A 26,188-nucleotide genomic window follows, 5' to 3' on the forward strand; every position below is an offset into this window, starting at 1 on the left:
CCCTGCCGACGGTGCGTGGGCCTCAGACATACTGTTCGCCGCCACGGCCGCCGAGGGCGATCTCGCCGCTCTCCGCCATCTTGCGCGCCACGGCGAGGATCTCCTTTTGCGCCGCCTCGACGTCGCTCAGCCGCACCGGGCCCTTGGCCTCGAGGTCGTCGCGCATCATCTCGGCAGCGCGCTTGGACATGTTGCGGAAGATCTTCTCTCGCACCGGCGCGCTGGCGCCCTTCAGCGCCAGGATCAGCTTGTCGCCCTGCAGGTCGCGCAGCAGCGCCTGCACGCCGCGGTCGTCGACGTCCACCAGGTTCTCGAAAGTGAACATGAGCTCCTGGATGCGGCCGCCGAGGTCGGCGTCGGAGCCGCGAATCTGCTCCAGCACCTTCATCTCGGTGGAGGAGTCGAGGAAGTTCATGATGTCTGCTGCGCTCTTCAGGCCGCCCATCACGGAGGACTTGTGGCTGCTGTTGAGGGCGAACTGTTTTTCCAGGATCTGGTCCAGCTCCTGCAACGCGCTCGGCTGGATGCTGTCCAGCGTGGCGATGCGCATGACGATCTCGGGGTGCAGCCGGTCAGGCAGGTGCGCCAGCACGTCCGCGGCCTGGTCCGGGTCGAGGAACGACAGCACGATGGAAATGATCTGCGGATGCTCGAGCCGGATCATCTCCGCCACGGCGCGCGGGTCCATCCACTTCAGCGCCTCGAGCCCCTTCGAACTGCGCCCGGTGAGGATGCGATCGATCAGGCTGCCGGCCTTGTCCTCGCCGAGCGCCGAGATGAGCACGTTGCGCACGTATTCGTCGCTGCCGACGCCGAGCGCGGTCTGCTCCTGCACCGTCTGCACGAAGTCGTCCAGCACCCGGTTCATGTCCTGGCGCGAGATGCTGTTTAGAGCCGCCATGGCGGCGCCCACGCGTTGCACTTCCTTCGGGCCCATGTGCTTGAGCACCCCGGCCGCATAGTCCTCGCCGAGGCTCATCAGGAGCACGGCGGCGCGGTCGGTGCCCGTCATCGGCAGCGAATCACTGGTTGCCATCGGTTGCCACCCATTGCCTTACGACCTGTGCCACCCGCTTCGGGTCTTCACGCGACATGTCCTGCGCCACCTTGAGCGAGTCCTGCGAATTGGTGGGGCGTGCCGGCGCCGATGCGACGGCCCCCGGCAGGGCGCCCGCACTTGCGGCGGCCGGCAATGCCGGCGCCCCGGCCGCGGCGGGCAACGCCGCCGCCGGGCGCGGGCCCTGCTGCGAGAGATTCTTCAGCATCGGCCGCAGCACCAGCGGCAGGGCGATCAGCGCCAGGACGGCCAGCAATACCTGCTTCGCCAGGTCGGCGACCCACGGCTCGCGCCACAGCTCCGGCTGCGCCACGGCCTCGTACTCCGCGCCCGGCATGAAGGACGCGCTGACCACGTTGACGCTGTCGCCACGCTCGGCGTCGAAGCCGACCGCCTCGCGCACCAGCCCGGAGATGTGCGCCAGCTCCTCTTCGGACAACGGCGCAGAGCCAGTGCCCTCTTCGCCGGCAACCGGGCGGTGGTCCACCACCACGGCCACCGACAGGCGGCGCAGGCTCGCCGGCGCCTGGCGCACGTGGCTGACGGTGCGATCGACCTCGTAGTTGCGCGTGCTGCGGCGGCTGGTGCTCTGCGGGCCCGGCGAGACGCCGGTCTCGGCAGCCACCCCGCCCTCCGGGAGGTTCGCGCCGGGCACGGCAATGCCGGCCGGCGGCGGCTGGTTGCTGAGCGCGCCGGGGACGCCGGCGGGCATGTCCGCAGCGCCGTTCATGTCTTCGGAAAGTTGCTCGCTGCGCAGCACCTGGCCCTCGGGATCCCAGGTCTCGTGCGTGCTCTCGACCATGGTGAAATCGACGTCCGCCGCCACTTGGGCGCGGAACCCGTCGACGCCGAGCATCGGGCTCAAGAGCTGGCCGATGCGCCGCACATAACTGTCTTCGAGGCGTTGCACGTAGTCGAGATCGCGACCGCTGAGGCCCTCGTGACCTCCCGGCGCGGTGAGCAGGCGACCCTGCTGGTCCACCACGGTGACGGCCTCCGGCTCGAGCTCGGGCACGCTGGAGGCGACCAGGTGCACGATGCCGGCCACCTGCGCGTCGTCCAGCCGTCGTCCCGGGTGCAGGTTCACCAGCACCGAGGCGGTGGGCGGAGCGCGGTCGCGCAGGAACACGCTGGGACGCGGCAGGGCGAGGTGAACCCGGGCACCCTCGACGCCGCGCAAGGTCATGATCGAACGCGCCAGCTCGCTTTCCAGCGCATGGTGATAGCGGGCGTTCTCGACCATGCGACTGGTGCCGAAACCGGAGTCGTTGCCGAGGGCCTCGAAGCCGCTGCTGCTGGCGCGCGGCAGGCCGTCGGTGGCCAGGCGGATGCGGGCCTCATGCAGTTTCGCGGCCGCCACCAGGAGCTGGCCGCTGCCGCTGTCGAGCCGGTACTCGAAGCCGTTGCGGCTGAGCGCGTCCATGGCCTCCGCGGTGTCGCGCTCGGTCAAGCCGGTGAGGACCGGCACCATCGTGGGGCGGCTGGCCCAGGTCCAGGCGACACCGAGCACCGCGACGCCCAGCGCGAGGCCGAGCAACAATCCGACCTGGCGTTGCGCCGGGAGACGCATGAAGCCGTCCAGCGGCGCCCCGGCGGGACGCGTGATTGCCTTGCTCATGCCTGTTCAAGCTCCATTTCTTCAATCCTTCCCATTACGTTGCAGGTCCGGGCGTCGCCCATGAGGGCCGTGCCTCAGACCTGCATGTTCATGATGTCCTGGTAGGCCTGCAGCAGGCGGTTGCGCACCTGCACCGTGGCCTCGAACGCGAGGCTCGATTTCTGCATCGAGACCATCACCTGCGGCAGGCTGACGCCGGGGTCGTTGCGCTGGAACGCCTCCGCCAGCTGCGAAGCCTCGGCCTGTTGCTTGCTGACGGCGTTCACCGACTGCTGCAACAAGGCACCGAATCCCGTGCCGGCAGGTCCCTCGGCCTGCGGCGCCGGGGTCGGGCTGCGCGCCGCCAGGGCACGCATCTGGTGGATCACCTGCTGGATCTGCATGTCGCTCATGTGTCGCTCTCCCTAGTTCCCGCATCCGCTCGCGCGGGGGATCGCCAGGCCGAAATCACGCATCCGCGCCAGCTTGTAGCGCAATGTCCTGGGGCTGATGCCGAGACGCTCGGCGGCCTGCTTGCGGCTGCCCCGGGCGGCGTGCAGGGTGTCGAGGATCATGCGCTCCTCGTGACTGCGCACCGTGGCGCCGAGGCCGGCATGGCCTGCCTCGGCCCTGCTCGTGGCTTCCGGCCGGGCGGCGGTCCCGGGCGATGCCGGGCGCGCGCCGGCCGGGCAGGCGTCGAACTGGATCGCGCCGGACTCGATGACGCCGCCGCCGCTGAGCACCAGGGCGCGCTGCATCACGTTCTCGAGCTCCCGGACGTTGCCCGGCCAGTCGTGCGCACGCAGCTGCGCGGCAGCCGCGGCGGTCAGGCCCGGCTGGCGACCGGGCGCGTGCCGGGCCAGCAGGTGCTGCGCCAGCGGGAGCACGTCGCCCCTGCGCTCGCGCAACGGCGGCACGTGCAACGGGAATACGTTCAGGCGGTAGTACAGGTCCTCGCGCAACACGCCCGCGCGCACCGCAACCGCCAGCTCACGGTTCGAAGTGGCGATGACGCGCACGTCGAAGCGGACCGAACGGCGCCCGCCGAGCCGCTCGACCTCCTGCTCCTGCAGGACCCGCAGCAGCTTGGCCTGCAGGCCCAGGTCCATTTCCGTCACCTCGTCCAGCAGCAGGGTGCCGCCGTCGGCCTGTTCGAACTTGCCGGGGCAGGCGCTGAGCGCGCCGGTGAACGCGCCGCGCTCGTAGCCGAACAGGATCGCCTCCAGCATGGTCTCGGGGATGGCCGCGCAATTCAGGGCGACGAACGGGCCTCCCGCACGGTCCGAAGCCTGGTGCACGAAGCGCGCGTAGACTTCCTTGCCGGTCCCTGACTCGCCGGTGAGCATCACGCCGGCACCGGACGCGGCAACACGCTCCGCCAGCGCCAGCAGGCGCTCGCTGGCCGGATCCACGGCCACCGGCCGCAGGCTCCCGGCCGGGTCACTCGAGTTTCGCATCGATGCCTGCATGTTGCTTCTCCACTCCCGCGGAAACGGCCGCACGACCGCCGGGAATGGATTAGCAAGTTCCGTGCCTAACCAGGCGCGGTTCTTTATTTTCAGTAAGTTGGAGGGTGCGACGGCGGGGCCGAAGCCGGCGCGTCAAGAATCCGGCATGAACTCGCGCCGGTCGATGTCGAACTTGCGCAGCTTCTCGACCAGGGTCGTGCGGCGCATGCCGAGCGCCTTCGCGGCATCGACCACGGTGCCGGCGCTGTCGGCCAGCGCGCGCCGGATGATCTGTTCCTCGATATTCTCGAGATGGTCTTTCAGGCTCTCGCCCCGCCCGAGGCTGAACCCGTTCATGGCCGCCGGCGCCCGGGCCCCGGTGTGAACCGCCCCCGCCAGGTCCCCTTCCGGGTCCTCCCGCTCCGGCTCCCGCGAAATCGGCGCTGGCGCCATGTCGCGCAACACCTCTTCCGGGCCGTCGTCCGGGTCGGCGAGGGCGCCGATATGGGGCGGGAGGTCCCGCACAGTCACAGACCCCGACGGGTTCAGGATCAGCATGCGCTCGATCATGTTGGCCAGCTCGCGCACGTTGCCCGGCCAGTCGTAGCGCGCCATGGCGGCCAGCGCGCGGGTGGTGAAACTGACGGTGCCGCGTCCCTCTGCCGCAAGCCTGGAGACCAGCTCGACGGTGAGCAGCGGGAGGTCTTCGCAGCGCGCCCGCAGCGGCGGCATTTCCACCGGGAAGACGTTGATGCGGTAGTAAAGGTCGCCGCGGAACTCGTTCGCGGTAACCATTTTTTCGAGGTCCCGGTGGGTGGCGCAGACGATACGGACGTTAGCCCGTTGCGACTTGCCGCTGCCGAGCCGCTCGAACTGGCGTTCCTGCAGGACGCGTAGCAACTTCACCTGCATGGCCAGCGACATGTCGCCGATCTCGTCGAGGAAGAGCGTACCGCCCTCGGCCAACTCGAAGCGTCCCTTGCGCGCGGCCAAGGCGCCCGTGAAGGCGCCTTTCTCGTGACCAAACAGCTCACTCTCCAGCAAGTCGGGGGGGATCGCGCCGCAATTCACGGCGACGAACGGCCCGGCGCGGCGCTGGGAATGGTAATGGATATGGCGCGCAACCACTTCTTTGCCGGTGCCGGTCTCGCCCAGGATCAGCACCGTCGAGTCGCTCGGCGCGACACGCGCGATCATGTCGCGAATACGCTGTATGGGGGCGCTCTGGCCGACGAGTGAGCGGAACAACTCGGGATTGCGCTCCGGCGGCCGCCACGCCAGGATGCGCTCGAGCAGTGGAACGAGGTGGACATGGCGCAGGGGGCGCTCGATACGCCCCAGCAGGCGCGCATGCAGTCGCTCGTAGCTGCCGGCAATCGACAACTCGGTATCGATCGCGACGACGGGAGGCCCGCGCTCGAGTTCATCCAGCGCCTTCAGGATACGACTCGTGACGGCCGAGCCGCACAGCATCAGGGCGGAGAAACGCTGGTCGTCCGAGAGGCGCGCTGCCACGGCGTCTGCCGGCAGGATCTCGCTACGGAGCCCGAGGAACGCCAATACGCCGGCGACCTCCTTGCTGACCTGCGGGTCGGAAGCAATGATTCCGGCGGGTGGCAGGTCCGCGAGGGACAGGCCGCCGTAGTCCTTGGAACGGGACGGTTCCATTATCTCTATCTGCGTTGTCCGCCAGGTATTTCGGTGTGGTCTGGCGCGCCTCGCCCCTCCCCGAGCGACCCCACGGCGCACGTTTATCCTAACCGGGGACGATGCATGATATTGAACGCGTGTCGCAATTCCCACACGCAGTTCTACCGACTGTGGCAAACCCCTAGGCGATATTGGGGCGCTGGCGGGCGATGGTGCGGCGATGTCGCCGGAACACGAGTTGTTGCAACTGCTCCCGCACGCGCGGGCCGATGCGCCGGAATTCCACCACCATGGCGTCGCTCCCGGGACTGAGGTTGGGCCGCACGACACCGGCCAGCCGGACCGGCCGCGGCACGATGGTGCTCAGGTACAGGTCGATCTCGACCGCGGTGCCGGGGTCGACCGGCGCATCGGTTTCCAGCGCCACGCCGTCGCCGCTGAGCGTCACGCGCGCAAGATCGGGCCCGGCGCCGTCGGGCATCAGCACTTCCGACAGCATCGCCAGCACCAGGTCGAATTTCGCTTCGAGGTGCTCGAGCTGTCCTGCCAGCGGCGCCGGATCCTCGGCGCGGCGGCCCGGACCGTGCTCGATGAACGCCAGCGCGCTCAGGAGCGCGAAATTGCGCTCCTCGCGACGATCGAGGTGCTCGCGCTCGGGCAAGGCGTCAAGCGGGCGCCATTCCAGCGGCACCCGGCCGCTCCAGCTCAGCCGGCCCTCCAGCGGGCCGCCCAGCTCGGCGTTCACGCACCGCCCTCTGTGCCGTAGGCGTGGGCGGCCTGCTTGCCATGGCGCAGGGACTTGAGCTCCGCGGCCACGGCACCGCGGCACGCCTCCGCCATCCCGACCACGCGACGATAAACCGCGGCGACCTGCTCCAGCGCTTCCGCCTGCGCGAGGTCCATGGGGACGTCGGGCGGCAGGTCCAGCAGCGCCTCCAGCAGGGACCGGCAATAGGCTTCCAGGGCCAGCGCCTCGTCCCAGGCGTCGGCTGCCGCGGCGGCATCCAGCGCACCCACCGCGGCCAACAGTTCCTGTACCGAGGCGTTGGCCGCCGTGTTCACGCCACCGGCTCCGCGCCCGCGACGGCATCCGCCACGATGCGGTCCCAGGCGGCCTTGATCTCGCGCAGCAGGCCGGACACCTCGTCCAGGATGCGCGGGTCATTGCGCATGTTGGCCTCGGCCAGGCGCCGGCTCATGTAGTCGTACAGCGCGTCGAGATTGCCGGCCAGGTCGCCGCCCCGGTCGTGGTCCAGCACCGCGCGCAGCCCCTCGACGATGCCGATGGCCTTGCCGATGCGCTCTCCCTTGAGCGCAACCTGCCCGTTCTCCATCGCGCCGCGCGCGGTGCTGATGCGATCCAGCGCGCCCTCCAGCATCAGCTGCACGAGCCGCTCCGGCGCCGCGCCCTCGACCTGCGCGCGTGCGCCGACCTGCTCGTACTCTTTCATGGCGCTGCGGAAATTGTTGGCGTTCATGTTGCTCCGGGCCTGTGCGGCCCCAAGTGATGTCCTGTTAGCCTTGCTTGCCGATGTTGGCCAGCTGCGCGGTCAGGTAGCTGCTGGTGCTGTTCATTTGCGCGACCATCTGGTCGAGCGCTGAAAACTGTTTGACGAGGCGCGCTTCGTAACTTTCCATGCGACGCGCCAAAGTCTCGTACTGCGTTTCAATCGCCTTCAGCGAGGCCTTCATGCCCTCGGTGCGGTTGTCCAGCAGTCCCTCGGCATCGCTGTAGCGCCGTACTTCCTCTCCCAGTCCGTCTGCAAACCCACGCAGCGACGCCAGCGCGCCGGCGGGATCCTCGGCCAGACGGGCCGCGAAGTCTTCTGCGTCGAGGCTGAGTTTGCCCTGGACGTCGGAACGGAGACCCATCTCCACCGCATTCCAGGCCGCACCGGTTTCGCGACCCAACGCCGCCGGCAATGCGCCGCGTATCGAGCGCAGGGTGGCGTCGCCGGTCAGGGTCGAGCCCTGTTGGGTTTCCGCGTTGTAACCCGACAGCTTCGCCGTCAAGTCGATCACTGCATTGTAGGCGCTGACGAACGCATCGACCGCCTTGCGGGTGCTCTGGTCATCGCGCCCCACGGTCACGGTGACCGTGCTGTTCTCCTCGGTCTCACCCTTCAGGGTCAGAGTGACACCGGGCAAAACTTCTTCAATCGTGTTCGAAGCACTGGTGAGAGCCAGCCCCGATACGCTGAAGTACGCATCGGCCGGGGGCGTCACCTGCGTCATCGCAGCCGAACCCAGTCGGGCATCCATGCCGGTGCCTGGCGTGACCGTGATCGTGTTCGCGAGTCCAGTCTCGTCCGCTGTGAGTAAGAGACGATACTCCTCGCCATCCTTAATGAGCGTGGCGCTGACACCGGCCTCAGCTTCGTTGATCGCGTCCCGCACGTCCCGCAGACTGTCCGCTCCCTCCGCGAGGGTGATGGTCACCGGATCAGTGCCGCCGACTGACATTGACAGTTGGCCCGCGCCAAGCGAGGCATCCGCGTCCGCAAACCCATCGCTGGCCAGCGACTGCGCGGCAGCGAGGCTGGTCACCTTGATCGAGTAGCTTCCCAGGTCCGCCGTTTCGGTCGCCGTGGCCGTGACCAACTTGGTGTCAGACACCTGGACAGAGCGGGCTTCGCCCAGGTCCGAGAGCTTCTTCAGCGCCCCATCGAGCTTGGCCAGGCCGCTCTTGAGCTGCCCGTACGCGGAAATTTGTGCGTTGAGACTGGAGGCGCTGCGGCTGAGCCGACCTTCGGCGGGCGCCCGCTCGGCAGACACCAGGCGCTGGACCAGCGACTGGAGGTCCAACCCCGAACCGACCCCAAGTGAAGCGATGCCAGCCATACCGAAGTTCTCCTGGAAAACCGCCCGGCGAGACCGGGCGGGGTGGCGGCCGGCCGGGCCTGAGCCCGGACCGGCCGCCTGGTCCCTTTCACCCCGAGGGGATCAGGGCCCGGTTGCGTGCCGACTCCTAGCGGAGCAGGGAGAGCACGCTCTGCGGTGCCGCATTCGCCTGCGACAGCACCGAGATACCGGCCTGCTGCAGGATCTGCGCCCGGGTGAGGGCAGCCGTCTCGGCGGCGAAGTCGGCGTCCAGGATGCGCGAGCGCGAGGACGTCAGGTTCTCGGACACCGTCGACAGGTTGGCGATCACAGACTCGAAGCGGTTCTGCACGGCACCGAGCGAGGCGCGGGAGCCGTTCACGCTGTTCAACGCACCGTCAACAACGCGCAGAACGACGTCGGCCTGGGCCGCGGTAGTAACATTGATCTTGCTGTAGGCCGTATCGGATCCGGCAGCCGCTCCATCGGTCAGGCCAGCCTTAGCGGAATCATCACCCGCAATCGTGTAAGCACCCGTAGACGAGAGCGAAACCCCGCCTCGGGTAATGGCATCGGAAAAACCAGACGCGGCGCTTGTGCTACCACCAATCTCCACGTTGCTGCCGTCGCTCGACGTCACAGTTACGGACGTGGCATCGGCGGTCGCAGTAATGTTAGTAACGCCCGCGTTCCTAAGCGCCGTGTTGATGGCGTCCCTCAGGTTGCCAGCACCGACAGCCACGTCGCCGGTGATGGCGGTCTCCGCTACTGCGATGCCGTTAACGGTCATGTTCGTGACCGTCCCGTCTTGTACGACTGTACCGCTCACCGAAGCGCTCGTCGCCGTCGCAGCGATTCCGGCACCTGACGCGTTGATGTTGTTTGCCAATTCAACCGCGCTACTTGCACCCGACACGGCAAAGTTGCTGCCATTCACAGTGAACGACAGGTCAGTGTCACTGGTCGTACCGGTCATCGCTCCTCCGGTAGACGTGTAGTCGCGCAGGGTGCCGCCGTTGAGGCCCAGATCCTGCGCGGTCGCCGACGAAATCGACGAGACGCTGATTGTCTGGCCCTGGTTGGCGCCGACCTGGAAGACCTGCTGCTTGAAGCTGCCATCGAGAAGCTTCAGTCCGTTGAACTCGGTCTGGCTGGCGACGCGCTGGATTTCACCGAGACGCTGCTGGACTTCGGCGTCCAGGGCGGCGCGGTCGGAGGCGCTGTTGGTCGCATTGCGCGACTGCACAGCCAGTTCGCGGATACGCTGCAGGTTGTTGGAAACCTCGGCCAGCGCGCCTTCGGCGGTCTGGGCAAGGGAAATGCCGTCGTTGGCATTGCGGACGGCCTGGTTGAGGCCGCGAATCTGCGTCGAGAACCGCTCGGAAATCGCGAGCCCCGCCGCGTCGTCCTTGGCGCTGTTGATGCGCAGACCCGAGGACAGGCGCTGCAGGGAAGTCTGCAGGGCGCTGCTCGTGCTGTTGAGGTTACGCTGCGCGTTCAGCGACAGGATATTGGTGTTGATGACCTGTGCCACGTTAGTACTCCTTAAGAAAGAAAAATGACTCTTCAGCTTCAGTCGGCCGCCGCCTGGGCGGGGCTTCCGGGCGGCGTGACTGCGCCGCGTCAGGGGTGTTATCGGCTCGCGCTGGCGGGACTTGAGCGTTTTTTGAGCTAACGCATGTAGTCGAACAGCGAGAAGCGCGCGAGCATCGAATAGGATTGCTGCGCGGCCTGCAGGCCCACCATGCGCAGGTTGAAGCGCGAGATGGCCTCGGCGTAGTCGAGGTCCTCGATCTCGGAGAGCGTCTCCTGCAACGCGAGGGTCTCGATGCCGCGCATCTCGGCCTGGCCGTCGATGGCGTTCAGCCTCGAGCCCACCGTCGAACGTATGGAAGAGACCTGCTCGCCCGCCTGGTCGAGGTCGGCCAGCGTGCGGCCGATGGCGCCGTTGAGCTGCGCGCGCTCTGCCGGTGTCGTGGCGCCGCTCTCGAGCGCGGTCGCCAGGTCGGCGTAGATGCCGAACATGTCGCGCCCGCCCGCGGGACGCAGCTCGAAGGTGTCACCCGCAGCGGGCGTGCCGTCCAGCCGGATCGCCAGCCCGTCTACAACCAGCGTCTCGCCGGGCGCATGCGTCCCGGTGGCGGCCACCGAGCCGTCGGCATCGACCGCCTCCCAGGTCCCGGGCGCGGTGAAGCGCAGCGTGCGCGTCCCGCCGTCCCAGGCGCCCTCTGTGCGCACGGTCGTTTCCTGCACCACGCCGCTGCCGGTGTTGGCCGCGGCCTCGGTGACCACGAAGCGGCCGTTGCCCTCGGGGATGTTCATGAACACGGCGTCGCCAGCGTCGCCGAGTCGCACACGGCGCTCCTCGCTGATGGCGATCTCGCGCGCCTGGTCGCTGCCGGAGTAGCTCACGCCGCCGGCGCCCATGCTGAACGGCCGGTCGAGGGAATCGAAGCCCGCGAACAGGTACTCGCCGTTGGCGTCGCGCGTGTTCGCCAGCTCATACAGCGCCTCGAGCTGTTGGCGCACCTCACCGGCAATGGCCCGACGGGTTTCGGGGGTCTGGGTGGCATTGTTGCCCTGGATGGCCAGCTCGCGCACGCGCTGCATCCCGTCCATGACCTGTGCCAGCACCACTTCCTCGTGGTTCAGCCGCGCCTCCGCCATGCCGCCGTTGCGGGCGAACTGGTCGAGACGCGCGATGGCCTCGCGGAACTGCAGCGACTGCACCGCGCCGCCGGGGTCGTCGGCGGGCGACAGGATGCGCTTGCCGCTGGCGAGCTGCGTCTGCGCGCGGCTCATCTCGACCTGCTGGCGCTGGATGGAGTCCAGGCCGGCGTTGTGGATCTGCGAAGTCGAGATGCGCATGGCTATCTCCTCACGGCCATCAGCAGGGTGTCGAACAGGGTGCCGGCCACCGCCACGACCTGGGCCGCGGCCTGGTAGGCCTGCTGGTAGCGCAGCAGGTTGGCCGCCTCCTCGTCGAGGTTCACGCCGGAGGTGGACTCGCGCTGCGCGCGCGAGGCGTCGAGCATGCGGCCCTGCGCCTCGGCGGAGAGCTTGGCCTGGCGCGTCTTCACGCCGATGTCGGCCACCATCTCGCCGTAGGAGGCGGAAATACTCGTGGTGCCGCCGTTCAGGACGCGTTCCTGCGCCAGCCCGGCAAGCGCCAGGGCGTTGCGGTTGTCGCCGGCCACGCCCTGGCCGGCCACGTCGGGCGGCAGCGCGGCAGCAATGCTGCGCGGATCGGTGAGGGCCACGGCGAGGCCGCCGGCCGCGGCACGCGTGGGCCGCAAGTCGTAGCGATCACCCGCAGCGGCGCCGCTGATGCCGGAAAGGTCCAGCTCGAAGCCGTCGGCGCTCAAGATCCCCCCCGGGGCGGCGGTGGCGACCGGGGTCGAGGAGCCTGCGCGGGTCAGCTGCCAGGCGGTGCCGGTGAAGCTCAGCCGGTAATCAGAAGTGGTGAGCGCGGAGGCGTCGGTGTAAGCCAGCACCGGCGCGCCGCTGCCGGCGTTGCCGGTCGCGCCGAAAATCTCCGGCGCCGGCAGGCGGAAAAACTCGCCGCCGGCCACGCCGTCCAGGTCGACACCCTGGGCGTGGATGTCGTTGAAGGCGAGCGCCATCCCGACCGCAGTGCGGCCGAGCGTGTTCTGCGCCGGGTCGAGCACCTCGCGGCGCACGTCGAGCAGCCCCCCGAGGCGGCCGCCGGTCAGGAGATCCGTGACACGCACGGCGGAGTTGTGGCTCAGCACCGCGATTTCCATGCGGGCCGGGTCGCCGCCCAGGGCCTGGGCGCTCAGAGTGGTGGACTCGGAGCCGACGACCAGGCTCTGGCCGTTGCCGATGAGCACGTTTACCGAGCCGTCGTCCTGCTCCAGCGTCTGCACTGCGACCAGCTCCGCGAGACGGCCGAGCATGGCATCGCGCTGGTCGAGCAGGTCGCTCGGCGGACGGCCGCCGCTCTGGCCGATACCCTCGGCGATCTGGCGGTTCAACAGCGCGATGCCGTCGGCCAGCCCGTTGATCTCTTCCACGGTGCTGCCGATTTGGCCTTCGACGAGCTGGCGCTGGTCTTCGACGCTGCGCTGCAGGTAGGCGAAGCGGTCGGCCAGCGACTGGCCCTCGCTCAACAGCACCTGGCGCGCTGCGGTGGACGTCGGGTCGTTCGCGACGTCTTCCACGGCGGCGAAGAACTTCTGCAGCGCCGGCGACAGGCCCGCTTCCGGGTCGGCCAGCAGGTTGTCGATGCGCTCGGCGTACTCGTAATACACGGCTTGGCGCCCGGCGCCCGCGGTATTGTTGAGCAGCTGGGTCTGGACGAACTGGTCTGCGATACGGCGGATGTCGGCGACATCCACGCCCTGGCCGATGTAGTTGCCGCCGAGGAACTGCGGGTTGCGCACCTCGAGCTCGACACGCTGGCGACTGTAGTCCTCGTTGGCCGCGTTGGCGATGTTGTGGCCGGTGACCGTCAACGCCTGCTGGTAAGCCTGCAATGCGGACGACCCGATGCCGAAAATGCCGGAACTCATCAGGTGCTCTCCTCACCGGCCGCCTGCGGCCGGACGTAGGCCATCCCGGGACGGCCCGTTTCCATGGTTGTCGGCCGCGTGGCGGCAGAGTTGAATGCGGGGCTGGACGGCAGGCCGGGCAGGCCGCGCTCCAGGATCGCCAGGATCTTGTCGGCATAGGCCGGGTCGGTGGCGTAACCGGCTTCCTGCAGCCCGCGCAGGTACACGGCGGGGTCGCCGCCGGAGGCCAGCGCCTTCTGGTAACGCGGCTCGCTGCCGATCAGCCGGGCGTAGTCGGCGAAGCTCGCGGCCTCGTCTCGATAGCCGCGAAACGCGGCATGCTCGCGGCGGGCGACGCCGTCGCGGTATTCCAGCGTCGGTACGCCGACCCGCTCGCCCTGCCAGTTGCCGCTGGCCTTGATGCCGAACAGGTTGTGCGAGCTGCGGCCGTCGGCATGTCGGATCATGTGCCGGCCCCAGCCGGTTTCCAGCGCCGACTGGGCCACCAGCACCTCGGGCGCGATGCCGAGGCGCGCGGCGGCGCGCTGGGCGTGCGGCCACAGGCGCCGCACGAACTCTGCGGGCGCGATATCGTCGCGTCGCGCGACAGGGCCCGGAGCGTCCGCGGCGCCTGCGGCCGCCGCAGCGGACGGCCCGGTCGAGCCAGCCGCAGCAGCCGGACCGGCCGGGGTCATATCCACCAGCGCCTGCGGTCGGGCCGGCAGGCGGTGGGTGGGGAAATTCAAGGGGCGCGGCCCAGGCATGGGTGACGTCGGCGCGCCGCCCTGCAGCAGCTGGCGCTCGATCGCGGCCGCCAGGCCGATGCCGCCGCGCTGCGCCATGGACAGCGACAGCTGCTGGTCGTGCAGGCCCTCGTAGAGCTTCATGCCCTCGCCGCCGAACAGCCCGCCCTCGGTGGGCATGGCCTCGCGCATCTGCTTCACCATCATCTGCACGAACAGCGCCTCGAACTGCTGCGCCGCCGCCTTCGCCGCATCCGCGTCCCCCGCCCGCGCGGCACGCCGCAACCCTGACAGGTCGCCCGAGCCGACGGGGCCGGACAGGTGAGGAGCGTCGGGGAAGCTCATGCGGGGCGCCTAGATGATGATCAGCTCGGCGCGCAGCGCGCCGGACTGGTGCAGCGCTTCGAGGATGGCGATGAGATCGCCCGGCGCCGCGCCGACCTGGTTCACCGCGCGCACGATTTCTTCCAGCGTGGCGCCCGGGCCGAAGGGGAACATACGGTTGTCACCTTCCTGCACCACGGTGATGTCGCTCTCCGGCACCACCACGGTCTCGCCGCCGCGCGAGAAGGGCTCGGGCTGCGATACCGCGTAGCTCTCGGCCACGGTCACCGTCAGCCCGCCGTGCGCGACCGCCGCCGCCAGCACTTTCACCTGGCCGCCCATGACGATGGTGCCGGTGCGCGAGTTGACGATCACCCGCGCCGGCGGCTCGCCCGGCTGTACCGTGATGTTCTCCAGCCACGCCATGAAACCGACCCGCTGTGCCGGGTCGAGCGGTGCGCGCACGCTGACGGAGGTCCCATCCATGGCCTTGGCGAGCTCGTCGCCGACGGCCTTGTTCACGGCCTCGGCAAGACGGTGCGCGGTGGTGAAGTCCGGGCTGCGCAGGTTGAGCACCACGCTGTCGCCGGCGTTGAAGCCGGAGGGCACCATGCGCTCCACCGTGGCGCCGCCGGGGATGCGGCCGGCGCTCGGCACGTTGACCGAGATGCGCGAGCCGTCACGCCCCTCGGCGCCGAAACCGCCAACCACCAGGTTGCCCTGCGCGATGGCGTAGATCTGCCCGTCGGCGCCCTTCAGCGGCGCCATCAGCAGGCTGCCGCCGCGCAGGCTCTTGGCGTTGCCGATGGAAGAGACGGTGATGTCGATGACCTGGCCGAGCTTGGCGAAGGGCGGCAGCTCGGCGTGGATCGCCACGGCCGCCACGTTGTTCAGCTGCAGGTTGACGTTGGACGGAATGGTGACGCCGAGCTGGCCCAGCATGTTGCGCATGCTCTGGGCCGTGAACGGCGCCTGGGTGGTCTGGTCGCCGGTGCCGCTGAGTCCCACCACCAGGCCGTAGCCGACCAGCTGGTTGCTGCGCACCCCGGCCACTACGGCCAGGTCCTTGATGCGTTCCTCGGCCTGCAGCGGCGCGGGCAACGCGGTGAGCACCGTGAGCAGGGCAAGCGCCAGGGCCGGGATCGCGTTCGAGATCTTCATGTCGTGCTCCCGCGGCTCAGAAAGGCCAGACCGGACTGTTGAAGAAGCGCGTCAGCCAGCCCGGGGAATTGCTCTGGGCGACCGCGCCGGTGCCGCCGTACGCCACCTGGGCGTCTGCCACCTGGGTCGAGAGGATGGAGTTCTCGGGGCCGATGTCGACCGGGCGCACGATGCCGCGCAGGCGGATGTATTCCTGGCCCTGGTTGATCTTCACCCACTTCTCGCCCTGCACCACCAGGTTGCCGTTGGGTAGCACGGCGGCGACGGTGACGGTGATCGAGCCGTCGAGCTGGTTGCTCTGTGCGGCGTCACCCTGGCCGTCGAAGCTGCGATTCATGTCGACTTCGGTGTTGAGGACCGGCACGCCGTTGCGGGTCACCGGCAGCCCGCCGAGCACGGGGTCCGTCAGCGACACGCTGCTGTCCTTGGACGTGGCGGCGTTGGCCGACTTGCGCGCGTTGGTGCGCTCGGCCAGCACCACGGTGAGGATGTCTCCCACGCGCCGCGCCTTGAAGTCCTCGAACAACGCCGTGGCGTTGGCCGCCTGGAAGATGGCGCCATGGTTGGCTTCCGGCGCCACCGGCTGCGGTGACTCGGTCACGGCGTAGGCCGCGTCGTCGCCGCGCAGCACCGGCGGCGGCGAAGCGCAGCCGGCGAGCAGTGCGGTCAAGGCGAGCAGTGCGGCGAGGACAATCGAAGTATCGTTGAGCTTGCTCATGATCAGCGACCGAGCTGGTTGTTGGCGTACTGCAGCATCTGGTCGGCCGCGGAGATTGCCTTGGAGTTGATCTCATAAGCACGCTGCGTCTCGATCATGTTCACCAGCTCCTCGACGGTGTTCACGTTGGAGCCTTCCAGCGACCCCTGCAGCAGGCTGCCGAGGCCGTTCAGGCCCGGGTTGCCGACCTGGGGGGAGCCGCTGGCCGCGGTCTCGAGGAACAGGTTCTCGCCGGCGGGCTGGAGGCCGGCCGGGTTGATGAAGTCGGCCAGCTGCAGGGTGCCGACCTGGACCGGCGCCACGCTGCCCGGCACCGTGGCGGTGACGATGCCGTCGCTGCTGATGGAGATGCTCTGGGTGTTCTGCGGCAACACGATGCCCGGCTGCAGCTCGTAACCCCCGGCCGTCACCATGCGCCCCTCGCTGTCCAGCTTCATCGAGCCGTCGCGGGTGTAGCCGACGGTGCCGTCCGGCATCAGGATCTGCAGGAAGCCGCGGCCGTTGATGGCGAGATCGAGCGCATTGTCGGTCTGCACCAGGTTGCCCTGGGTGAAGGTCTTTTCCGTCGCCACCGTGCGCACGCCGGTGCCCAGCATCAGCCCGGAGGGCAGCTGGGTGTCCTGCGAGGACTGCGCGCCGGCCTGGCGCACGTTCTGGTAGATGAGGTCCTCGAACACGGCGCGGCCTTTCTTGAAGCCGGTCGTGTTGACGTTGGCGAGGTTGTTCGAGATCACGGACATGCGCGTCTGCTGCGCGTCCAGTCCGGTCTTGGCGATCCACAGGGCCTTGTTCACTGCCTGTCTCCTGGTTAATTCGGGCGGCGCGCCTAGCGCATCCGCAGCAGCTCAGCCGAGGCGCGGTCCGCGTCCTCTGCTGCGCTCATCATCTTCACTTGCAGCTCGAACTGCCGCGACAGCTGGATCATGTCCACCAGCGCCGCGACGGTGTTCACGTTGCTGGCCTCCAGCATCCCGGTGCGCAGCCGCACCGCGGCGTCGGCCGGAGCCGGCACGCCGCCCTCGAGCCGCATCAGTCCGTCCTCGCCGCGCTGCATGCCGGCGGGGTCGGGGTTCACGAGGCGGATGCGCTCCACCACCGCCAGCGCATTCGCAGGCTGGCCGAGCGGCTGCAGTGTCACGGTGCCGTCGGCGCCGATTTCCACTTTCTCGAAGGGCGGCAGCGCGATCGGGCCGCCCTCGCCCATCACCGGGTGGCCGGCGCCGTTGGTGAGCCGGCCCAGGGCATCCACGCGCAGGTCTCCGGCGCGCGTGTAAGCTTCCAGCCCGTCGGGCGCCTGCACCGCAATCCAGCCCGGCCCGTCCACCGCCACGTCGAGATCGTGCCCGGTGCTCTGCAGTGCGCCCGGGGTGAGGTCGGCGAGCCGGTCCAGCCCCATGGCGTAGGCGCGCGCCGGCAGCCCGGGCCCCTCGACGCCCTGGGTCTGGGCGTGCTGCAGGCTGGCCTTGAAGCCCGTGGTGCTGGCGTTGGCCAGGTTGTGGCTGACGCCGGCCTGCGCGAGCATCGTCTCGCGCGCGCCGGTCATCGCCAGGTAGATCATGCGGTCCATTCAGCGCGTCCTCATCAACGCAGGTTGATGATGGTCTGGGTGATGGCGTCGGCGGTGCTGATCACCTGGGCGTTCGCCTGGAAGTTCCGCTGCGCCGTGATCAGGCCGACCAGCTGCTCGGAGAGATCCACGTTGGAGCCCTCGAGGCCGCCCGACTGCACCTGGCCGAAGCTGCCGGCGCCGCCCGCGCCGAGCACCACCTCGCCGGCGGCGAAGCTGTCGCCCCAGGCGTTGTTGCCCAGCTGCTGCAGGCCCTGCGGGTTGGGGAAGTTCGCCAGCGCCAGCTGGCCCAGGGCACGCGACTGGCCGTTGGTGAAGCGCGCCAGCACCACGCCCGAGGTGTCGATGTCGACGCTCGACAGGCGTCCGGTGCTGAAGCCGTCCTGCGTCAGCGCCGTGACGTTGCTCACGCTGCCGAACTGCGAGGCCGAGGTGAAATCGAACTCGATATCGAGCGGCGTGGCGCCGTTGCCCGGGTCGAACGTGCCGAAGCCGACCGGGGCGGCGGGACTGGCGAGGGTGCCGTCGGAGTTGAAGGTCATCGGCTGGGTGTCGGGCAGCACGTTGCCGTCCACGGCCACGCGAGCTTCCCAGGTCAGCGCGCCGGTATTGCGGAAATACAGCGTGGCGGTGTGCGACTGGCCGAGCGAATCGTAGGTCGTGAGCGAGGTCGTGTAGCTGAAGGTCTCCGGATCCGCCGGATCGAAGGCGACGCCGCTCAGGTCTGTCGCGTCGGCGCGCAGGTTCAGCGTGGCGGACACCAGCGAGGTGGCCTGGGGTGCAGCCTCGCTGCCGTCCAGCACCAGGTCGCCCAGCACGCCGGTGCTGAAGATGCTGCCGTCGGCGTTACCCGGCGGGTAGGCCTGCAGCCGCTGGCCGGAGGAATTGACCACGAAGCCGTCGCGATCGACCTTGAAGGCGCCGTCGCGACTGTACACACGCGAGCCGCCTTCGCTCAGCACGAAGAAGCCCTGGCCGTTCAGCGCCAGGTCGAGGTTGTTGCCGGTGAAGTCGATGTTGCCCTGGCCGAACTGCTGGGCGACGGAGGAAAGGCGCACGCCGGTGCCGATGGCATTGCTGGCGATCCCGCTGAAGGAGTTCGCGAACACGTCGGCGAATTCCGCGCGCGACTGCTTGAAGCCCGTGGTGCTGGCATTCGCGATGTTGTTGCCGGTCACCCGGAGGTCGGCCGAGGCCGCGTTCAAGCCACTCAAGGCAGTTCTGAAAGGCATGTTCCTGTACTCCTGGAATAGGGGTCGTTAACCGATCTGGCGCACTTTGCCGAGGTCGACCTCGCCGAGGCCCGTCACCGTCAGTGACAGCCCGCCCGTGTAGCGGTCGATGCTGACGCTCTCCACGCCGCCGCGGACCAGCGTGTCCAGCGACAGCGAGGTGTCGCCCTGGCGCCCGACCGCACGCAACTGGTAGAAGCCCGGCGCGGCAGGCTCGCCCTGGGCGTCGGTGCCGTCCCAGTGGAAATTCGCTTGCGGGCCGCTGCCCGCGGCCGCCACGGTGGTCACCAGGCGGCCGGCGAAGTCATACACGCCCACCACCACGTCCCGCGCGCCTTCCGGGTTGTCGACCGCGCCGGTGACCGTGCCCGCGGGAGGCAGCCAGGCCTCCTGGGCCGGCACGTAGACCTGGCGGCCGACGAGGGAGGCCGCCTGCAGCGCCTGGTTCGAGGTCAGCGAGCCGGCCAGCTCCTTCAAGGATTGTTGCATGTCCTCGATGCCGGACACGGTGCCGAACTGCGCCAGCTGGCCGAGGAACTCGCCGCTTTCGAGCGGCTTGAACGGATCCTGGTTGCGCAGCTGCGTGACCATCAGCTCGAGGAACTGTTCCTGGCCGAGCTGGCCCTGCTTCGGCTCGGCCTTCGGCTGGCGCAGCAGGCCGGCCTGTTCGAGGGTATTCGTGTCGATCGTGCTCATGTTCAACCCCTGCCGAGCTGCAGCGTGCGCAGCATCAGGTCCCTGGTGGTGGACAACACCTCGACGCTGCTGGAGTAGCTGCGCGAGGCGGAAATCATGTCGGCCATCTGCTCGACGGTGTTGATGGCCGGGAGGTAGACGTAGCCGTTCTCGTCGGCGAGCGGGTTGCCGGGGTCGTGGCGCGCGACCGGCGGCGCCTGGCTCTCGACGATCCCGGTCACGCGTACGCCGGGCGCCGACTGGGCCTGCGGCCCGGCGCCTGCGGTGGCCTGCTCCAGCGTCGCCGCGAACACCGGGTGCCGGGCGCGGTACACCGCCTCCGGCGTGCTCGCCGCCGTGTCGGCGTTGGCGAGGTTGCTGGCGATGGTGTTGAGCCGCGTGGACTGGGCGCTGAGCGCCGAGCCGGAGATGTGGAAAATCTTGCCGAGGTTCATGGCTTACTCTCCCTTGAGGGCCTTGCGCAGCCCGTTGATGCGGCTGTTGATGAAATCCAGCGACGCCTGGTAGCGCACGGCGTTCTCGGCGAAGGCAGCGTGCTCGAGCTGGCTGTCCACGGTGTTGCCGTCCAGCGCCGCGTGGTTGGGCACGCGGTACATCATTTCGGCGGGACCGCCGGGCTGGCCGGAGCCGGTGGAGATATGCCCCTGTCGCGTCGTGGCGAGGGCCATGCCCTGTTGCCCGGACGCCTGCGCCAGCGCGGCGCGGAAATCGATATCGCGCGCCTTGAAGTTGGGCGTGTCCGCATTGGCGATGTTCGCCGCGAGCAACTCGACGCGCTTTGCGGCGACGGCAAGCGCCTGGGGGTGAATGCCGAGGGCGCGGTCTGTGATGGAACTCATTGCTACCTTCCCGTGCTGGCCGTCCACGCGGACGGACTCGGGAAACACAAAGCAAGGCCCGTGCCAACGGAACTAAGTCACTGCAAGCAAAAGGTATTTTTCGCCGCCGCGGGCGCGGGCCCGATGCTCGACGATTTTTTGACGCGGGGGATGGACGTCAGCGGCCGTACTGCGCCCTGCGTGCGGCGCGCCCTTGCCGGGCGAGCGGCAAGAAGTTGCCGCCCGGTGAATTCAGCGGCGGCAGGCGAGCTGCTCGACGACGGCAGAGGCCAGCTCGTCGGGCTGGAACTTGGCAAGGAAGCGATCGGCGCCGGAGTTGCGCGCGCGATCATCGTTGGAGCGGCCGCTGAGGGAAGAGTGCAACAGGATGTGCAGGCCGCTCATCCGGCTGTCCTCGCGCACGCGCGAGACCAGCGTATAGCCGTCCATCTGCGGCATCTCGATGTCCGAGATCAGCATGCTGACGCGCTCCTGGAGGGGGCCGAGCTCGGCCCAGGTGCGCAGCTGTTCGAGCGCCTCGGCGCCATTGTTCTTCAGCACGCAATCCAGCCCCAGGGCGCGCAACGCGCGCTGCACCTGGCCCCGGGCGACCGAGGAGTCGTCTGCCACCAGCACCGGCGGCAGCCCGGCGGCAAGAACCTGCCGCGCCTCTGTCGACAAGGCGCTGGATACTGACTGCTCGGACTTGGCGACCATGGCCAGCACGCGCTCGACGTCGAGGATCTCGACCATCTCTTCTGCGACGCTGGTGATGGCGGTGACGAACCCGGCCCCGCCCTTGCTCGGCGGCGGCCGTACGGACTCCCACCGGGTCGAGACGATCCGGTCGACGCGGGACACCAGCAAGCCCTGCAGGGAGCGACTGAACTCGGTCAGGATCACCAGCCGGTAGGGCGTCGGCACCGCCGGCGCCTGGCCGATGGCATGGGCGAGGTCGATCACCGGCACGGCGCGGCCCCGCAGCGACGCGATGCCGGCGACGACCTCATGGGCGCCAGGCATCCGGCGCAAGGGCGGGCAGTACACCACCTCGGTCACCTTGTGCACGTTGATGCCGTAGAGCTGCTCGTCGGCGAGCCTGAACAACAACAGCTCAAGAGGCTGAGAGCTGGTTTCGACCTGCGCGCGAGCGTTGGAGCGTGTCATGCGTTGATCCTCTGGCACCCGCTACAACTGATCGGCCGGCTGCCCGGTTACTTGAGCCTGTCGCGAGTTGGCACGCACCGTGCATGTCTACCCGCGGTAACGACGGTTTAGTGACGGTTTTTGGTGACGGTCCAGCGATGCAGCACAGACTCCTCTTATTAATGGCTTGCTTGCTCGGGTTGCCGGGCGCGCTCGCAGTCACGGCCCCGACTGCGAGCGCTGCCCCGGCAACCCAGCCTCTCGAATCCATCGCCGCTGCCGCGCAGGCCCGGCTGGAGGCGGAGGCGGCGCGGCGATGGGGGTCTGACCCCGCGACCGAGACGGAGGTCCGGATCAATCGGCTCGACGCGCGACTGCGCCTGCCGGCCTGCGCCACGGCACTCAGCACGGTGTTGCCGCCTGGCACGCGTGCCATCGGCGCAGTCGCCGTCGGCGTGCGCTGCGCCCGGCCCGCATGGTCGGTGTTCGTGCCCGGGCGGATCTCGGTGCAAAAGCCCGTCGTGGTCACCGCCGTGTCCCTGCCGCGCGGGGCGGCGCTGGCCCGTGGCGACCTCGTGATGGAACGGCGCGACCTGAGCACCTTGCCCGCCGGGTACCTCGCGGACGCAGAGGCGCTGGTCGGCCAGACGCTGCGTCGGCCGCTGCAGGCGCGCACCGTGCTGTTGCCCGGCATGGCCGCTGCGCCGAAGCTGGTGGCGCGAGGCGAGCGCGTGGCGCTCCAGGCGGGAGGCGGGGGCATCGCGGTCCAGGTCGAGGGCGAAGCGCTGGCCGACGGCGCCCTTGGCGAGACCGTGCGCGTGCGCAACCTGGCGACCCGGCGGGTCGTCCAGGGCACCGTGAGCGGCCCACAACGGGTGGTCGTGGGCCTGCCGGGGATAGGCAAAAATGTGAACCAGCCCTAAAGTTTCTGCCCGCAACGCCGACAACCTCCCTGCAGAAGGGCTTATTTGCGTTTCGGGGCCAGAAAATGAGTAATGAAATCAAGAGCCTGATCTCAGGCGAACCGCGTCGTAGCGGCGTGGTGGGCATGGGACCGCCAGGCAAGAACAACGCCCAGGCACAGGATGCCGGGGGTCGGCCGCCGGCCGTCGAGGAAAAAGTCACCCTCACGGAGACGGCCCGGAAGCTTTCCTCCCTCGCTGCCGAGGTGGGTCGCGACACGCCGGTGGACGAGGCCAAGGTCGCCCGGCTGCGGGCGGAGATCGAGTCGGGCGATTACCAGGTCAATGCCGAGGCCATCGCCACGGCGCTGTTGAAGTTCGAACACGACGCCTGAGACAGGCGGGACTGACTGCCATGCAAGAGCAACCGGCGGGCCATGTCGCCATGACCAGCACGATCAACGCACTCAGCAACTGTGCGGAGATCCTCGATGCCCTGGTGGCCACGCTGCTCGGTGAGCAGCAGGCGTTCACCGAGCGGGATACAGAGGCGTTGCTGGCTGTGGCAGAACGCAAGCGCGCCCTGCTGGAAGACCTCAAGCGCTCGGCGCCCTGCCTGGTGGCGTTGCCCGAGGCGCCTCGCGTGCTGCGCGAGCGTATCGAGCACAGCTTCGAGCGCTGCCGGGAACTGAACCAGGTCACCGGCCGCTTCATTGCCGCAAACCGCGGCGCGACCGAAAAGGCGATCGCCGCGCTGCGTGGCGTGCCGCCGCCCATGCCTTCTTACGGGCGCCACGGCGCGTCCGACGACGAGCACGGGTCGCGCACGCTCGCGACCGCGTAGCCTGCTGTGCTCGCCCTGCGCCGCCGCCCGCGGCGACAGGTGACAAACCGCTAAAGCATCCCGCGCGCCGGCCGATAAATCCGGGGAACACATCCCACGGAACCCGGCCGAATGAAATCGCTCACCCTCCCCCCGGACCTGCGCATCCAGCATGCATCGAGCTTGCAGCAGCGACTGCTGCAGGCGCTCGAAGGTACGGGACGGTTGCGCCTGCGCGCCGCCGCCGTGGAACGCGTGGACGCCGCCGGGCTGCAGCTGCTGCTCGCGGCGCAGCACGAGGCCGACCGCCGCGGGCGCAGCATGGACCTCGAGGCGCCTGCCCCGGTCCTGCTCGAGGGCCTGCAGCGACTCGGGCTCGGCGACCGTATCCCAACCCAAGCAACCACGTCAGGCGGTGGCAAGCGCCGCCGCAACCCGCAGGAAAAGGTCAATGGCAAAAATCCTGGTAGTTGATGACTCCGCGTCGATGCGGCAGATGGTGAGCTTCACCCTGCAGAGCGCGGGACACGAGGTGCGCGAAGCCGACGACGGTCAAACCGCCCTGCCGGCCGCGCAGCAAAACGGCTTCGACCTCGTCATCTCCGACGTCAACATGCCGAAGATGGACGGCATCACCCTGGTGAAGTCATTGCGCGGGATGCCCGAGTTCCGCTTCACGCCGATCCTGCTGCTGACGACCGAGTCATCCCCCGAGAAGAAGATCGAAGGGAAGAACGCCGGCGCAACGGGCTGGATCGTGAAGCCGTTCAACCCCGAGCAACTGCTCGCGACCGTGCAGCGCGTACTGGGTTAAATCATGGCCATCGACGTCTCCCAGTTTGTCGGCGTCTTCCTCGAGGAAAGCTTCGAGGGCCTCGACCTGATGGAGGCGGGCCTGATCGACTTCCGGGACGACGATCCCGAAGCGGTGAACGCCATCTTCCGCGCCGCGCACTCCATCAAGGGCGGCGCCGGCACCTTCGGCTTCCGGGAAGTCAGCGACTTCACCCACGGCGCCGAGACCCTGCTCGACCAGATCCGCCAGGGCGAACGGGCCATGACCGGCGAAACCGCCGATGCGCTGCTCGCCGCGGTGGATTGCATCCGCGCGATGCTGGAAGCAGCACGCGACGGCAGCGATCCGGATACCGACCGGGTGCTGGAAACCCGGGCCGTCATCGAGAGCCTGCTCGCCAATGCCGCAGCAGCGGCGCCAGTCGCCGCGGCGCGTGGCGCGCCGGTCCCGGGCGGATGGCATATTCGCTTCGCGCCGCACCCGGGCATGCTGGCCGGGGGCAACGACCCCCTGCGCATCATCGCGGCGCTGGAGCCCCTCGGCCCGCTCGAAGTGCATTGCGAGGCATCAGCCCTGCCGCCACTGGCAGAGCTGGACGCCGAGAGCTGCGCGCTGGCCTGGGATATCGAGCTGAACGCCGCAGTGCCCGAACAGGCCATCCGCGAGATCTTCGAGTGGGTCGAGGGCGAGTGTGAGCTGGTGCTCAGCCCGCTCCCGGGCGCACCCGGCGATGACACCGGGGCAAACGCAGCGCCAGCGAAGCGACCGGCGCAGGTTGAAGCCACCGCGGCCAACGGCGCGGGCCCTGTGGCGCGCGCCGCCGCCGACACCGCCCGCCGCAACGACGCGAGCTCCATTCGCGTCGCCGTGGAGAAGGTCGACTCGCTGGTGAATCTGGTGGGCGAACTGGTCATCACCCAGTCGATGCTGAGCCAGATCGGCAACGCCAACGACGAGTTCGACCTGCCGCGCCTGGAGCAGCTGCGCGAAGGCCTCGGCCAGCTCGAGCGCCAGACGCGCGAGCTGCAGGAAGGCGTCATGGGCATCCGCATGCTGCCCATCAGCTTCGTGTTCAGCCGCTTCCCGCGCGTCGTGCGCGACATGGCGGCCGCGCTCGGCAAGAGCGTCGAGCTGCGCATGGAAGGCGAAGAGACCGAGCTCGACAAGGGGATGATCGAGAAGCTGTCCGATCCGCTGACGCACCTGGTGCGCAACGCCATCGACCACGGCATCGAGTCGACCGAGGCGCGCCGCGCCGCCGGCAAACCGGAGGCCGGGCAGATCTCGCTCAAGGCCTACCACCAGGGCGGCAATATCGTGGTCGAGGTCGCCGACGACGGCGCCGGGCTGAACCGCGAAAAACTGCTGGCCAAGGCCGCATCCCAGGGCCTGCCGGTCAGTGACGCCATGCCCGACCGCGAGGTGTGGGCGCTGATCTTCGCCGCCGGGTTCTCGACCGCCGACAAGGTCACTGACATTTCCGGCCGCGGTGTCGGCATGGACGTGGTGCGCCGGAACATCGAGGCCGTCAACGGCCGCGTCGAGATCGACTCGAGGCCGGGGGCAGGCACGCGCATCATCCTGCGGCTGCCGCTGACCCTGGCGATTCTCGACGGCATGTCCGTGCGGGTGGGCAGCGAGACCTACATCCTGCCCCTGACGGCCATCCTGGAGAGCATCCAGCCGACCAGCGAGCAGCTCTCGACCGTCGGCGGCAAGGGCCGCGTGGTGCACCTGCGCGGTGAGTACCTGCCGCTGGTCGCCCTGCACGAACTGTTCGGCATCGAGGCACGCGCTACGCGGCCGGAGGACGGCATCGTCATCATCGCCGCCGCCAGCGACGGCCGCGCGGCCTTGCTGGTCGACGACCTGGTGGCACAGCACCAGGTCGTCATCAAGAGCCTGGAAACCAATTACCGCAAGGTGCCCGGCATATCCGGCGCCACGATCATGGGCGACGGCAAGGTCGCCATGATCCTGGACGTCGACATGCTGCTGCGCCTGCGCCGCACTCACTGAACGAGGACTGATCGATGAGCGAGGCAATGAACACCAAGAACGGCGCTGCCGAGGAAGCCAGGGAGTACCTGACTTTTCGTCTCGGGCAGGAGGAGTACGGCCTGAACATCCTGAACGTGCAGGAAATCAGGGGCTACGACTCCGTCACCAAGATCGCCAA

At 68.8% G+C, this 26,188-nt stretch carries 29 protein-coding genes; 7 read left to right on the top strand and 22 right to left on the bottom strand.

Annotated features, from left to right (window positions below):
• Positions 1–22 precede the first annotated feature (22 nt).
• The 22 genes from fliG to G8346_RS00205 all read right to left on the bottom strand — a co-directional run bounded on the left by fliG (position 23) and on the right by G8346_RS00205 (position 21,509).
• Entirely contained in the window at positions 23–1,036 is a 1,014-nt protein-coding gene (fliG, locus tag G8346_RS00100; protein WP_166046973.1) for a flagellar motor switch protein FliG, read from the bottom strand.
• The gene (gene fliF / locus G8346_RS00105) at positions 1,023–2,675 is read right to left on the bottom strand and encodes a flagellar basal-body MS-ring/collar protein FliF (RefSeq protein WP_166046975.1); all 1,653 of its coding nucleotides are present in this window, start codon (positions 2,673–2,675) and stop codon (positions 1,023–1,025) included. The genes fliG and fliF overlap by 14 nt, the downstream gene beginning before the upstream one ends.
• Positions 2,676–2,749: 74 nt before the next feature.
• Complete coding sequence (fliE, locus tag G8346_RS00110; protein ID WP_166046977.1) at positions 2,750–3,067, bottom strand: flagellar hook-basal body complex protein FliE; 318 nt, start codon at positions 3,065–3,067, stop codon at positions 2,750–2,752.
• A gap of 12 nt (positions 3,068–3,079) precedes the next feature.
• The gene (locus tag G8346_RS00115; protein WP_166046979.1) at positions 3,080–4,123 is read right to left on the bottom strand and encodes a sigma-54-dependent Fis family transcriptional regulator; all 1,044 of its coding nucleotides are present in this window, start codon (positions 4,121–4,123) and stop codon (positions 3,080–3,082) included.
• A 132-nt stretch (positions 4,124–4,255) separates the two neighbouring features.
• Positions 4,256–5,770, bottom strand: coding sequence for a sigma-54-dependent Fis family transcriptional regulator (locus G8346_RS15005; RefSeq protein WP_166046981.1), 1,515 nt, complete (start codon positions 5,768–5,770; stop codon positions 4,256–4,258).
• A 163-nt stretch (positions 5,771–5,933) separates the two neighbouring features.
• Positions 5,934–6,497 (bottom strand): PilZ domain-containing protein, encoded by a 564-nt coding sequence (locus G8346_RS00125; protein ID WP_166046983.1) that lies wholly within the window; start codon positions 6,495–6,497, stop codon positions 5,934–5,936.
• On the bottom strand, positions 6,494–6,814 hold the full coding sequence (locus G8346_RS00130) for a flagellar protein FliT (RefSeq protein ID WP_166046985.1): 321 nt from the start codon (positions 6,812–6,814) through the stop codon (positions 6,494–6,496). Before G8346_RS00130 ends, G8346_RS00125 begins: the two co-directional genes overlap by 4 nt.
• Positions 6,811–7,230 carry a flagellar export chaperone FliS gene (gene fliS / locus G8346_RS00135; RefSeq protein WP_166046987.1) on the bottom strand — a complete coding sequence of 140 codons (420 nt, stop codon included), beginning with the start codon at positions 7,228–7,230 and terminating at the stop codon, positions 6,811–6,813. The genes G8346_RS00130 and fliS overlap by 4 nt, the downstream gene beginning before the upstream one ends.
• A gap of 37 nt (positions 7,231–7,267) precedes the next feature.
• The gene (gene fliD, locus G8346_RS00140; RefSeq protein WP_166046989.1) at positions 7,268–8,593 is read right to left on the bottom strand and encodes a flagellar filament capping protein FliD; all 1,326 of its coding nucleotides are present in this window, start codon (positions 8,591–8,593) and stop codon (positions 7,268–7,270) included.
• Between the two features lie 127 nt (positions 8,594–8,720).
• The gene (locus G8346_RS00145; protein ID WP_166046991.1) at positions 8,721–10,106 is read right to left on the bottom strand and encodes a flagellin; all 1,386 of its coding nucleotides are present in this window, start codon (positions 10,104–10,106) and stop codon (positions 8,721–8,723) included.
• Positions 10,107–10,243: 137 nt separating this feature from the next.
• Positions 10,244–11,440 (bottom strand): flagellar hook-associated protein FlgL, encoded by a 1,197-nt coding sequence (gene flgL, locus G8346_RS00150; protein ID WP_166046993.1) that lies wholly within the window; start codon positions 11,438–11,440, stop codon positions 10,244–10,246.
• 2 nt (positions 11,441–11,442) lie between these two features.
• The gene (flgK, locus tag G8346_RS00155) at positions 11,443–13,104 is read right to left on the bottom strand and encodes a flagellar hook-associated protein FlgK (RefSeq protein WP_166046995.1); all 1,662 of its coding nucleotides are present in this window, start codon (positions 13,102–13,104) and stop codon (positions 11,443–11,445) included.
• Entirely contained in the window at positions 13,104–14,171 is a 1,068-nt protein-coding gene (flgJ, locus tag G8346_RS00160; protein ID WP_166046997.1) for a flagellar assembly peptidoglycan hydrolase FlgJ, read from the bottom strand. The genes flgK and flgJ overlap by 1 nt, the downstream gene beginning before the upstream one ends.
• Before the next feature lie 9 nt (positions 14,172–14,180).
• Positions 14,181–15,311, bottom strand: coding sequence for a flagellar basal body P-ring protein FlgI (locus G8346_RS00165; protein WP_166046999.1), 1,131 nt, complete (start codon positions 15,309–15,311; stop codon positions 14,181–14,183).
• A gap of 16 nt (positions 15,312–15,327) precedes the next feature.
• A complete protein-coding gene (gene flgH / locus G8346_RS00170) occupies positions 15,328–16,029 on the bottom strand; it encodes a flagellar basal body L-ring protein FlgH (RefSeq protein WP_166047001.1) in 702 nt (233 codons plus the stop codon).
• Between the two features lie 2 nt (positions 16,030–16,031).
• Entirely contained in the window at positions 16,032–16,823 is a 792-nt protein-coding gene (gene flgG, locus G8346_RS00175; RefSeq protein WP_166047003.1) for a flagellar basal-body rod protein FlgG, read from the bottom strand.
• Between the two features lie 32 nt (positions 16,824–16,855).
• Positions 16,856–17,596: a flagellar basal body rod protein FlgF gene (locus G8346_RS00180; RefSeq protein WP_166047005.1), complete on the bottom strand. Its 741-nt coding sequence runs from the start codon at positions 17,594–17,596 to the stop codon at positions 16,856–16,858.
• Between the two features lie 14 nt (positions 17,597–17,610).
• On the bottom strand, positions 17,611–18,828 hold the full coding sequence (flgE, locus tag G8346_RS00185; RefSeq protein WP_166047007.1) for a flagellar hook protein FlgE: 1,218 nt from the start codon (positions 18,826–18,828) through the stop codon (positions 17,611–17,613).
• A gap of 27 nt (positions 18,829–18,855) precedes the next feature.
• Complete coding sequence (locus G8346_RS00190) at positions 18,856–19,524, bottom strand: flagellar hook assembly protein FlgD (protein WP_166047009.1); 669 nt, start codon at positions 19,522–19,524, stop codon at positions 18,856–18,858.
• 2 nt (positions 19,525–19,526) lie between these two features.
• Complete coding sequence (gene flgC, locus G8346_RS00195) at positions 19,527–19,958, bottom strand: flagellar basal body rod protein FlgC (RefSeq protein WP_166047011.1); 432 nt, start codon at positions 19,956–19,958, stop codon at positions 19,527–19,529.
• 3 nt (positions 19,959–19,961) lie between these two features.
• The gene (gene flgB, locus G8346_RS00200) at positions 19,962–20,363 is read right to left on the bottom strand and encodes a flagellar basal body rod protein FlgB (RefSeq protein ID WP_166047013.1); all 402 of its coding nucleotides are present in this window, start codon (positions 20,361–20,363) and stop codon (positions 19,962–19,964) included.
• A 231-nt stretch (positions 20,364–20,594) separates the two neighbouring features.
• Positions 20,595–21,509, bottom strand: a complete 915-nt coding sequence (locus G8346_RS00205) for a chemotaxis protein (protein WP_166047015.1) — start codon at positions 21,507–21,509, stop codon at positions 20,595–20,597.
• Positions 21,510–21,670: 161 nt separating this feature from the next.
• Here G8346_RS00205 and flgA point away from each other — a divergent pair, with 161 nt between their 5' ends.
• The 7 genes from flgA to G8346_RS00240 all read left to right on the top strand — a co-directional run.
• Positions 21,671–22,411, top strand: a complete 741-nt coding sequence (gene flgA, locus G8346_RS00210; protein ID WP_166047017.1) for a flagellar basal body P-ring formation chaperone FlgA — start codon at positions 21,671–21,673, stop codon at positions 22,409–22,411.
• A gap of 65 nt (positions 22,412–22,476) precedes the next feature.
• A complete protein-coding gene (flgM, locus tag G8346_RS00215; RefSeq protein ID WP_166047019.1) occupies positions 22,477–22,785 on the top strand; it encodes a flagellar biosynthesis anti-sigma factor FlgM in 309 nt (102 codons plus the stop codon).
• Between the two features lie 20 nt (positions 22,786–22,805).
• Positions 22,806–23,234, top strand: coding sequence for a flagellar protein FlgN (locus G8346_RS00220; RefSeq protein ID WP_166047021.1), 429 nt, complete (start codon positions 22,806–22,808; stop codon positions 23,232–23,234).
• A gap of 111 nt (positions 23,235–23,345) precedes the next feature.
• Positions 23,346–23,687 (top strand): STAS domain-containing protein, encoded by a 342-nt coding sequence (locus G8346_RS00225; RefSeq protein WP_166047023.1) that lies wholly within the window; start codon positions 23,346–23,348, stop codon positions 23,685–23,687.
• On the top strand, positions 23,665–24,027 hold the full coding sequence (locus tag G8346_RS00230; protein ID WP_166047025.1) for a response regulator: 363 nt from the start codon (positions 23,665–23,667) through the stop codon (positions 24,025–24,027). The genes G8346_RS00225 and G8346_RS00230 overlap by 23 nt, the downstream gene beginning before the upstream one ends.
• A 3-nt stretch (positions 24,028–24,030) precedes the next feature.
• On the top strand, positions 24,031–26,028 hold the full coding sequence (locus tag G8346_RS00235; protein WP_166047027.1) for a chemotaxis protein CheA: 1,998 nt from the start codon (positions 24,031–24,033) through the stop codon (positions 26,026–26,028).
• Between the two features lie 26 nt (positions 26,029–26,054).
• Positions 26,055–26,188: chemotaxis protein CheW (locus G8346_RS00240; protein WP_240901204.1), on the top strand; the 134-nt coding region annotated here is incomplete at its 3' end.

The sequence above is a fragment of the Thioalkalivibrio sp. XN279 genome (assembly GCF_011089885.1).
Taxonomy (GTDB): domain Bacteria; phylum Pseudomonadota; class Gammaproteobacteria; order Steroidobacterales; family XN24; genus XN24.

Coding starts and splice junctions, on each gene's coding strand:
- fliG (WP_166046973.1), bottom strand. CDS start 1,036: ATGGCAACCAGTGATTCGCTGCCGATGACGGGCACCGACCGCGCCGCC.
- fliF (WP_166046975.1), bottom strand. CDS start 2,675: ATGAGCAAGGCAATCACGCGTCCCGCCGGGGCGCCGCTGGACGGCTTC.
- fliE (WP_166046977.1), bottom strand. CDS start 3,067: ATGAGCGACATGCAGATCCAGCAGGTGATCCACCAGATGCGTGCCCTG.
- G8346_RS00115 (WP_166046979.1), bottom strand. CDS start 4,123: ATGCAGGCATCGATGCGAAACTCGAGTGACCCGGCCGGGAGCCTGCGG.
- G8346_RS15005 (WP_166046981.1), bottom strand. CDS start 5,770: ATGGAACCGTCCCGTTCCAAGGACTACGGCGGCCTGTCCCTCGCGGAC.
- fliS (WP_166046987.1), bottom strand. CDS start 7,230: ATGAACGCCAACAATTTCCGCAGCGCCATGAAAGAGTACGAGCAGGTC.
- fliD (WP_166046989.1), bottom strand. CDS start 8,593: ATGGCTGGCATCGCTTCACTTGGGGTCGGTTCGGGGTTGGACCTCCAG.
- flgL (WP_166046993.1), bottom strand. CDS start 11,440: ATGCGCATCTCGACTTCGCAGATCCACAACGCCGGCCTGGACTCCATC.
- flgK (WP_166046995.1), bottom strand. CDS start 13,104: ATGAGTTCCGGCATTTTCGGCATCGGGTCGTCCGCATTGCAGGCTTAC.
- flgJ (WP_166046997.1), bottom strand. CDS start 14,171: ATGAGCTTCCCCGACGCTCCTCACCTGTCCGGCCCCGTCGGCTCGGGC.
- G8346_RS00165 (WP_166046999.1), bottom strand. CDS start 15,311: ATGAAGATCTCGAACGCGATCCCGGCCCTGGCGCTTGCCCTGCTCACG.
- flgH (WP_166047001.1), bottom strand. CDS start 16,029: ATGAGCAAGCTCAACGATACTTCGATTGTCCTCGCCGCACTGCTCGCC.
- G8346_RS00180 (WP_166047005.1), bottom strand. CDS start 17,596: ATGGACCGCATGATCTACCTGGCGATGACCGGCGCGCGCGAGACGATG.
- flgE (WP_166047007.1), bottom strand. CDS start 18,828: ATGCCTTTCAGAACTGCCTTGAGTGGCTTGAACGCGGCCTCGGCCGAC.
- G8346_RS00190 (WP_166047009.1), bottom strand. CDS start 19,524: ATGAGCACGATCGACACGAATACCCTCGAACAGGCCGGCCTGCTGCGC.
- flgC (WP_166047011.1), bottom strand. CDS start 19,958: ATGAACCTCGGCAAGATTTTCCACATCTCCGGCTCGGCGCTCAGCGCC.
- flgB (WP_166047013.1), bottom strand. CDS start 20,363: ATGAGTTCCATCACAGACCGCGCCCTCGGCATTCACCCCCAGGCGCTT.
- G8346_RS00205 (WP_166047015.1), bottom strand. CDS start 21,509: ATGACACGCTCCAACGCTCGCGCGCAGGTCGAAACCAGCTCTCAGCCT.
- flgA (WP_166047017.1), top strand. CDS start 21,671: ATGGCTTGCTTGCTCGGGTTGCCGGGCGCGCTCGCAGTCACGGCCCCG.
- flgM (WP_166047019.1), top strand. CDS start 22,477: ATGAGTAATGAAATCAAGAGCCTGATCTCAGGCGAACCGCGTCGTAGC.
- G8346_RS00220 (WP_166047021.1), top strand. CDS start 22,806: ATGCAAGAGCAACCGGCGGGCCATGTCGCCATGACCAGCACGATCAAC.
- G8346_RS00225 (WP_166047023.1), top strand. CDS start 23,346: ATGAAATCGCTCACCCTCCCCCCGGACCTGCGCATCCAGCATGCATCG.
- G8346_RS00230 (WP_166047025.1), top strand. CDS start 23,665: ATGGCAAAAATCCTGGTAGTTGATGACTCCGCGTCGATGCGGCAGATG.
- G8346_RS00235 (WP_166047027.1), top strand. CDS start 24,031: ATGGCCATCGACGTCTCCCAGTTTGTCGGCGTCTTCCTCGAGGAAAGC.